We start from the raw sequence: 6,431 nt of genomic DNA, 5'->3' as shown, positions 1-6,431 counted from the left end.
CGGGCCTGGCGCTGACACTCTTCGGCCTGGGCCTCTCGGCACTGATGGGACAAAGCTACGTCGGCCTCAAGCCGCCCTCCTCGCCCAAGCTGGACCTGCCGCTGCTCAGCGACATCCCCTTCCTCGGCACGGTGCTCTTCCGCCATGACCTGATGGTCTATGTCGGCATCGCGCTGGTCGCGGCCACCTGGGCCTTCCTGAAGTACGCCCGCGCCGGGCTGATCCTGAAGGCGGTCGGCGAGAACCACGAGGCCGCCCATGCGCTTGGCTACAAGGTCGTGCGCATCCGCTTCATGGCGATCTGCTTCGGCGGTGCCTGCGCCGGTCTCGGCGGCGCCTACATCAGCCTGATCCGCGTGCCGCAATGGACCGAGGGCATGACCGGCGGCGTCGGCTGGATCGCCCTGGCGCTGGTGGTCTTCGCCAGCTGGAAGCCCTGGCGGGTGCTGCTTGGCGCCTGGCTGTTCGGCGGGGTCACGGTGCTGCAGCTGAACCTGCAGGCCGCCGGCATCGCCATCCCGGCCGAATACCTGTCGATGTCGCCCTACCTGATCACCATCCTCGTGCTGGTCATCATGTCCTTCGACCGCAGCGGGGCGCCCGCCTCGCTGGGTCGCACCTTCCACGCCTCGCAGTGAGGCCTGGCACTTTCCGCCCCAATGCGGGCAAACCAACGTCAATGGGAGATTGATATGCTTCTGAAGAAACGCACTTTCCTGGCCGGAGCCGCGACAGTCGCCGCGCTGACCGCCCTGTCGACCGGCGCCGCACTGGCCCAGGACAAGACCAAGGTCGGCTTCATCTACGTCGGCCCGATCAACGATGGCGGCTGGTCCCAGCACCACCATGAATCGGCGCTGAAGATGGTCGAGGCCATCGGCGAGGACAAGATCGAGCTGGTCTACCAGGAGAACGTTCCCGAAGGCCCCGACAGCGAACGTGCGATGACCCAGATGGCGCTGCAGGGTGCCGACATCATCTTCTCGACCTCCTTCGGCTACATGGACCCGACCCTGAACGTCGCCGGCAAGTTCCCGGACGTGAAGTTCGAGCACGCCACCGGCTACAAGACCGCCGACAACATGTCCGCCTACTCGGCCCGCTTCTATGAAGGCCGCGCCGTGCAGGGCACCATCGCCGGCCACATGACCCAGAGCAACATCATTGGCTACATCGCCTCGGTGCCGATCCCGGAAGTCGTGCGCGGCATCAACTCGGCCTATATCCACGCCAAGAAGGTGAACCCGGACGTCGAGTTCAAGATCATCTGGCTCTACACCTGGATGGACCCGGCGAAAGAGGCTGACGCCGCCAAGACGCTGATCGACCAGGGCGCCGACGTGATCCTGCAGCACACCGACTCCACCGCGCCCCTGGCAGCCGCGAAGGAAGCCGGCGGCGTGATCGGCTTCGGCCAGGCCGGTGACATGGCGGACTACGCGCCCAGCCCCCGCGTCTCCTCGATCATCGACAACTGGGCGCCCTACTACATCTCGCGCGTCGAGGCGGTCATGGACGGCACCTGGGAAAGCCACTCGGTCTGGGAAGGCATCAACACCGGCATGGTCGGTATCGGCGAGATCACCGACGTGGTCCCCGAGGACGTCAAGGCCGAGGCCCTCGCCATGAAGGACGCCATCGCTTCGGGCGAGTACCACCCCTTCACCGGCCCGCTGAAGAAGCAGGACGGCTCTGACTGGCTGGCCGAAGGCGAAGTGGCTGACGACGGCACCCTGGCCGGCATGATGTTCTACGTCGAAGGCATCGAAGGCTCCGTGCCCCAGTAATCCGTGCCGCAGGAACTGGCACTCTGGCGGGCCCCGTAGCGGCTCCCGTTGGTCTCCCGACACGCCCCCAGGGCTTCGGGACAGGCGCCCCGGCAGGTCCACCTGTCGGGGCGCAGTCGTTTGCAAACCCGGCCCGGGCAGTTTGCAAACTCCGCAACAGTCTGAAACCCCGCGCAAATCCTTCGCAACGGGGCTGGCGCCCCCCTGGACCCCATGCCAGAGTGCCGGGATGAGCGACAGTTACGACATCCTGATCATCGGCGGCGGCATTGCCGGGCTCTCCCTTGCGGCAGAGCTTGCCCCCCACGCCTCGGTCTGCCTGCTGGAGCGCGAGCCGCACCTGGCCTACCACGCCTCTGGGCGCTCGGCGGCCATGTACATCGGTGACTACGGCAACGACATCGTGCGCGCCCTCAATCACGCCAGCGAAGCCAGCCACCACGCAGGCGGCATCCTCAGTCCCAAGCCGATGCTGATGCTGGGCCGGGCCGAGGACGAGGGCCGTTTCGACGTCGAGGCAGCGGGCCTCGGCCTCTCGCGGGTGCCCCTCGCCGAAGCGCAGCCCTTCTTCCCCCTCCTCGATCCGGCGGTGATCACCCGCACCGCGATGCGCCACGACACCTATGCGATGGACACGGACCTGATGGTGCAGAACGCCCGCCGCGCGGCCCTGAAGGGCGGCGTGGTGATCAAGACCGGCGCCGAGGTCGTCGCGCTGCAGCACTGCGGACTCTGGCAAGTGACCGCAGGTGACAGGACCTTCACCGCGAAGACGCTGGTCAATGCCGCCGGAGCCTGGACGGATGAGATCGCCAGCCTTGCGGGCGTGAGACCCCTGGGCATACAGCCTTACCGCCGCTCGATGGCCGTGCTGCCCCTGCCCGAGGGGCTGGACACCTCCGGCTGGGCCTTTGTCGATGCAGCGGGGGAACGCTGGTACGCCAAGGCTCAGGCGGGCAAGCTGCTGGTCTCGCCCTCGGAAGCCGATCCGATGCCGCCGATGGATGCCTGGGCCGACGACATGGTGCTGGCCGAGGGCCTCGCCCGCTTCGAAGAGATGGTAACCTTGGAGGTCACCCGGCTTGAACACTCCTGGGCCGGGCTGCGCAGCTTCGCGCCAGACCACGCGCTGGTCATCGGCCGCGCGCCCAGCCATCCCGACTTCCTCTGGCTGGCCGGCCAGGGCGGCTACGGGTTCCAGACCGCCCCAGCCGCCGCGCGGCTCGCCGCCGACCTGCTTCTGGGCCGCACGCCCGAGCTGCCCGCCGAGGTCGTCTCCGCGCTCTCCCCCGCCCGATTTGGTTAAGGGCCCCTGCGGCAACCCGGCCCGCAAACCGCGCGCCTATCGGCGAAATCGCGGGTGAACCGGCACCTGGCAACCGAATTGGCCCGTCTGTTTCGCGTCGGCATGACGTCGGTCCTTTCCACCGCGCCACGCCCGGTCAAGGGAGCGCGCGGCCCTCATCATCACCAGGCTGAAAATACTCCCGCCGGAGGCCTCCGACGGACCCGCCTGGCGACCGGCAAAGGAAAAGGGCCGGAACCCGAAGGCCCGGCCCCTTTGTCCCTCAAGCGCAGGGATCAACCGTCGATGCGGATCTTCTCGTTCTTCGGATCATAGGGGCTGTCCTCTACGATGACGGCCTCCCAGAGCTTGTCGAACATCTTGACCTGCAGCTTCTGGCCCACCACGGCGGTCTCGGGCGCGACATAGCCCATGCCGATGGACTTGCCGAAGGCCACCGAGTAGCCGCCCGAGGTCAGGCGCCCGACGCGGGTCGCGCCATCATAAAGCGCCTCGCGGCCCCAGGGATCGGCATCGTCGGGCCCGTCGATCAGCAGGGTGACACACTTCGAGCGCACGCCCTTGGCCTCAAGCTCGGCCTTGCCGGCGAAGTCCTTGGACAGATCGACGAAGCGCGGCAGATCGGCTTCCAGCGGGGTCGCGTCGCGGCCCAGCTCATTGCCGAAGGCGCGGTAGGACTTCTCCTGGCGCAGCCAGTTCTGGGCGCGACCGCCGACCAGCTTCAGACCGAAGGGCTCACCCGCCTTCATCAGCGCGTCCCAGAGGTGGTTCTGCATCTCGATCGGGTGGTGCAGCTCCCAGCCCAGCTCGCCGGTATAGGCGACGCGGATGGCGTTGACGGGGACCATGCCCAGCTCGATCTGGCGAGCCGAGAGCCAGGGGAAGCGCTTGTTGGAAAGCGCGGTCTCGGGATCGGCGTCGCGGATCAGGGTCTTCAGCAGGTCGCGCGACTTCGGCCCGGCGATGGCGAAGACGCCCCACTGGGTGGTGACATCGGTGCAGGACATCCAGCCGAACTCGGGGATCTTGTCCTCGATGGCCTTCATCAGGAAGTCGCTGTCATAGGCCTGCCAGGCGCCGGCGGAGACCAGGTAATAGGTATCCTCGGCCAGGCGCACGATGGTGTACTCGGTGCGCGTCGTGCCCGCGGAGGTCAGCGCATATGTCAGGTTGATCCGGCCCACCTTGGGCAGCTTGTTGCAGGTGAACCAATCGAGGAACGCCGTCGCGCCCGGGCCCTTCAGCAGGTGCTTGGTGAAGGCGGTGGCGTCGATCAGGCCGACGCCTTCGCGCACGGCCTTGGCCTCTTCCACCGCGTATTGCCACCAGCCGCCACGACGGAAGCTGCGCGAAGCATGGTCGTCGAAGCCGACCGGCGCGTAGTAGTTGGGGCGCTCCCAGCCCCCGGCCTGGCCGAATTGCGCGCCTGCGGCCTTCTGGCGATCATAGGCGGGCGAGGTGCGCAGGGGACGTGCCGCTTCGCGTTCCTCGTCGGGGTGGTGCAGGATGAAGACGTGTTCGTAGGCCTCTTCGTTCTTGGCCACGGCCCAGTCATTGCTCTGCCAGGTGCCGTAGCGCTTGGGATCGAGGGAGGCCATGTCGATCTCGGCTTCGCCCTCGACCATCATCTGGGCCAGGTAGTAGCCGGTGCCGCCCGCCGCCGTGATTCCGAACGAGAAGCCCTCGGCCAGCCACATGTTGCGCAGCCCCGGCGCCGGGCCGACCAGCGGATTGCCATCCGGCGTGTAGCAAATCGGGCCGTTGAAATCGTCTTTCAGACCAACGGTTTCCGAAGAGGGCAGACGATGGATCATCGACATGTACTCTTCCTCGATCCGTTCCAGATCCAGCGGGAAGAGGTCGGCGCGGAAGCTGTCGGGCACACCGAAGCGGAAGCGCGCAGGCGCGTTGCGCTCGTAGGGGCCAAGGATCCAGCCCCCGCGTTCCTCGCGGACGTACCACTTGGCATCGGCATCGCGCAGCACGGGGTGCTCGGCGCCGCCGGCGTTGCGGTAGGCGACCAGCTCGGGGTCGGGCTCGGTGACGATGAACTGGTGTTCGACCGGGATCGCCGGGGTCTTGATGCCCAGCAGTTTCGCGGTGCGCTGCGCGTGGTTGCCGGTGGCGGTGACGACATGCTCGGCAGTGATGACGATCTGCTCTTCGGAGGGCACCAGGTTGCCGCCCTTTTCCACCATCTTCGTGCAGGTCACCTCCCAGGCCTCGCCGGTCCAGTGGTAGCCGTCGACCTGCCACTTGCGCTCGATCATCACGCCGCGCTGGCGGGCGCCCTTGGCCATGGCCATGGTGACGTCAGCCGGGTTGATGTAGCCATCGGTGGGGTGGTAGATCGCGCCCTCCAGCCCCTCGATGTTGACCAGCGGCCAGCGGTCCTTGATGTCCTTGGGCGACATCCATTCGTAGGGCACGCCACAGGTCTCGGCGGTGGTCGCATAGACCATGTATTCGTCCATCCGCGCCTTGCTCTGCGCCATGCGCAGGTTGCCGACGATGGAGAAGCCGGCGTTCAGCCCGGTCTCGGCCTCGAGCGTCTTGTAGAACTCGACCGAGTACTTGTGGATATGGGTGGTGGCGAAGCTCATGTTGAAGAGCGGCAGCAGGCCCGCGGCATGCCAGGTCGAGCCCGAGGTCAGCTCGTCCCTTTCCAGCAGCATCACGTCCTGCCATCCGGCGCGGGCGAGGTGGTAGGCAATGGAGGTGCCGACGGCACCACCGCCGACGACAAGAGCTTTGACCTGGGTTTTCATCTGCGACCTTTCCCTGAAGCGCGGCCTTGGGCGTTTCGGACAGCTTTATCAGGTGGCGCAATCCGCGATGGGTCCAGCCGACGCAGTATCGCCTGAATGCGACTTCGGCGGACTTCGCGTCGCTTTTCCGCAGCAGCGGCGCCAGTCCGCACCGGCACCGGGCAAGGGATCGGGCTATGACTCTGCCGAATGATCCTGCAGAGGCGCCGCATAGACATTCCGTCAGGCGGAATTATAACCGCAATGCGGAAAAAAACGTGACGTTGCAGCGCAGGGGAACGTCCCTTTTGATCTGTCACCGCCTTGGGCGAGCCTATATCAATTCCCATGAGAATGAAGGCCCTGCACGAATCCGCCAGGGTCCAGAGAGGAAAGGGAGTGACCGCAGATGAAGGTGCTGGTGCCTGTCAAACGCGTGATCGACTACAACGTGAAGGTTCGCGTGAAAGCGGACGGATCGGGTGTCGATCTGGACAATGTGAAGATGTCGATGAACCCCTTCGACGAGATCGCCGTCGAAGAGGCGATCCGGCTGAAGGAAGCGGGCACGGCCTCGGAAGTGGTCGTCGT

At 66.2% G+C, this 6,431-nt stretch carries 4 protein-coding genes and 1 pseudogene; 4 read left to right on the top strand and 1 reads right to left on the bottom strand.

What is annotated here, in order from left to right; all coding sequences use genetic code 11:
• The 3 genes from OS124_RS0113050 to OS124_RS0113040 form a co-directional block, all read left to right on the top strand.
• The coding region (locus OS124_RS0113050; RefSeq protein WP_010140132.1) for an ABC transporter permease at positions 1 to 638 on the top strand (638 nt) is incomplete at its 5' end.
• A gap of 54 nt (positions 639 to 692) precedes the next feature.
• Entirely contained in the window at positions 693 to 1,787 is a 1,095-nt protein-coding gene (locus OS124_RS0113045) for a BMP family ABC transporter substrate-binding protein (RefSeq protein WP_010140130.1), read from the top strand.
• Between the two features lie 229 nt (positions 1,788 to 2,016).
• A complete protein-coding gene (locus OS124_RS0113040; RefSeq protein WP_010140129.1) occupies positions 2,017 to 3,093 on the top strand; it encodes an NAD(P)/FAD-dependent oxidoreductase in 1,077 nt (358 codons plus the stop codon).
• 275 nt (positions 3,094 to 3,368) lie between these two features.
• On the opposite strand, the gene OS124_RS0113035 is transcribed toward OS124_RS0113040, so the two are convergent.
• Positions 3,369 to 5,861 (bottom strand): GcvT family protein, encoded by a 2,493-nt coding sequence (locus OS124_RS0113035; protein WP_010140128.1) that lies wholly within the window; start codon positions 5,859 to 5,861, stop codon positions 3,369 to 3,371.
• Positions 5,862 to 6,249: 388 nt separating this feature from the next.
• On the opposite strand from OS124_RS0113035, the pseudogene OS124_RS24610 reads away from it, so the two are divergent.
• A pseudogene (locus OS124_RS24610) lies at positions 6,250 to 6,431 on the top strand (electron transfer flavoprotein subunit beta/FixA family protein); the annotation flags it as partial.

It is taken from the genome of Oceanicola sp. S124 (assembly GCF_000220565.1).
In the GTDB taxonomy this organism is placed as follows: domain Bacteria; phylum Pseudomonadota; class Alphaproteobacteria; order Rhodobacterales; family Rhodobacteraceae; genus Pseudooceanicola.
The sequence above is the reverse complement of the archived record's forward strand: the minus strand, read 5'-3'. Positions and strand labels throughout refer to the sequence as shown.

Coding starts and splice junctions, on each gene's coding strand:
- OS124_RS0113045 (WP_010140130.1), top strand. CDS start 693: ATGCTTCTGAAGAAACGCACTTTCCTGGCCGGAGCCGCGACAGTCGCC.
- OS124_RS0113040 (WP_010140129.1), top strand. CDS start 2,017: ATGAGCGACAGTTACGACATCCTGATCATCGGCGGCGGCATTGCCGGG.
- OS124_RS0113035 (WP_010140128.1), bottom strand. CDS start 5,861: ATGAAAACCCAGGTCAAAGCTCTTGTCGTCGGCGGTGGTGCCGTCGGC.